We start from the raw sequence: 1,221 nt of genomic DNA, 5'->3' as shown, positions 1-1,221 counted from the left end.
CAGCACAGGAGGGCGGGGGCGGGGCCGGCCAGGACGGCCCGGGCGAGGTCCGCTTCGGCGCCGACGGCGAACCGGTCCTGTACGGGGACGTGCAGGGCGGTGGCCAGGGGCGCCAGGGTCTGCCGGCACCGGGCCGGGGCGGACTGCGGTCCCCCGGTGGCGAAGAGCGCGGCGGGCCGGGGCAGCGGGGCGCCGTGGGACGGCCCGAAGAGGCGGTGCAGTTCCTCGGCGCGGCGGCGGCCCCGCCCGGCGAGGGAGCCCGGGTCCTCGTTGCCCTCGTCGTCCTCGCCGGTGGCTCCGGCGTGGGGCTTCTCCGCGTGCGGGATCAGCATGACGAGGGCGTCCCTGGCGGGTGGCTGCGGCCCGGGCGCGGGGGCGCGGCGCTCCGGCTCCGTACACCCGGCCGCCGCCAGGGGCGCCAGGGCGGCCAGGGCGGCGAGCACGGTGCGGCGGTGCGGTCCGGGGCCGGCGGGGGCTGCTGGCATGGGGCCACTGTGCCCCGCCGGCCGGACGCGCCGGGCGCACGGCACGGCGTACGGGCTCCACGTGCGCCCGGTCGGCGGATCGGGCCGGCGCCCGGGTCGGCCGATCGGGCGCACTCGGGGGCTGCCGGGGCCGGTCAGCGCTTGCGGAGCGCCCGCAGCCATTCCTTGTTCATGGCGGCGATCGACGGCAGCGGGATCCCCTTCGGGCAGGCGGTGGCGCACTCGCCGGTCAGGGTGCAGCCGCCGAAGCCCTCGTCGTCCATCGTCGCCACCATGTCCAGCACCCGTGTCTCGCGTTCGGGCGAGCCCTGCGGGAGCACGTTGAGATGGTTGACCTTGGCGGAGGTGAACAGCATCGCGGAGCCGTTGGGGCAGGCGGCCACGCATGCGCCGCAGCCTATGCACTCGGCGTGCTCGAAGGCGGAGTCGGCGGCGGGCTTGGGGACGGCGGTGGCGTGCGCCTCGGGTGCGGAGCCGGTGGGGGCGGTGATGTAGCCGCCGGCCTGGATGATCCGGTCGAAGGCGCTGCGGTCCACCACGAGGTCCTTGACCACGGGGAAGGCCGAGGCCCGCCAGGGTTCGACGTCGATGGTGTCGCCGTCGGCGAAGGACCTCATGTGGAGCTGGCAGGTGGTGGTGCGTTCGGGGCCGTGGGCGTCGCCGTTGATGACGAGGCTGCACGCGCCGCAGATGCCCTCGCGGCAGTCGTGGTCGAAGGCGACCGGGTCCTCGCCGC

Annotated in this window: 2 protein-coding genes; both read right to left on the bottom strand. The window is 76.9% G+C overall.

Going from position 1 to position 1,221, the window contains the following annotated elements; all coding sequences use genetic code 11:
- Positions 1 to 485, bottom strand: a 485-nt coding sequence (locus VR44_RS32465; protein WP_211275165.1) for a hypothetical protein, incomplete at its 3' end; no start/stop codon positions are given.
- 134 nt (positions 486 to 619) lie between these two features.
- Positions 620 to 1,221 (bottom strand): succinate dehydrogenase/fumarate reductase iron-sulfur subunit (locus VR44_RS32460; protein WP_045951216.1); only part of this gene is annotated, 602 nt, incomplete at its 5' end.

The organism is Streptomyces katrae (genome assembly GCF_000966975.1).
Taxonomy (GTDB): domain Bacteria; phylum Actinomycetota; class Actinomycetes; order Streptomycetales; family Streptomycetaceae; genus Streptomyces; species Streptomyces katrae.
The sequence above is the reverse complement of the archived record's forward strand: the minus strand, read 5'-3'. Positions and strand labels throughout refer to the sequence as shown.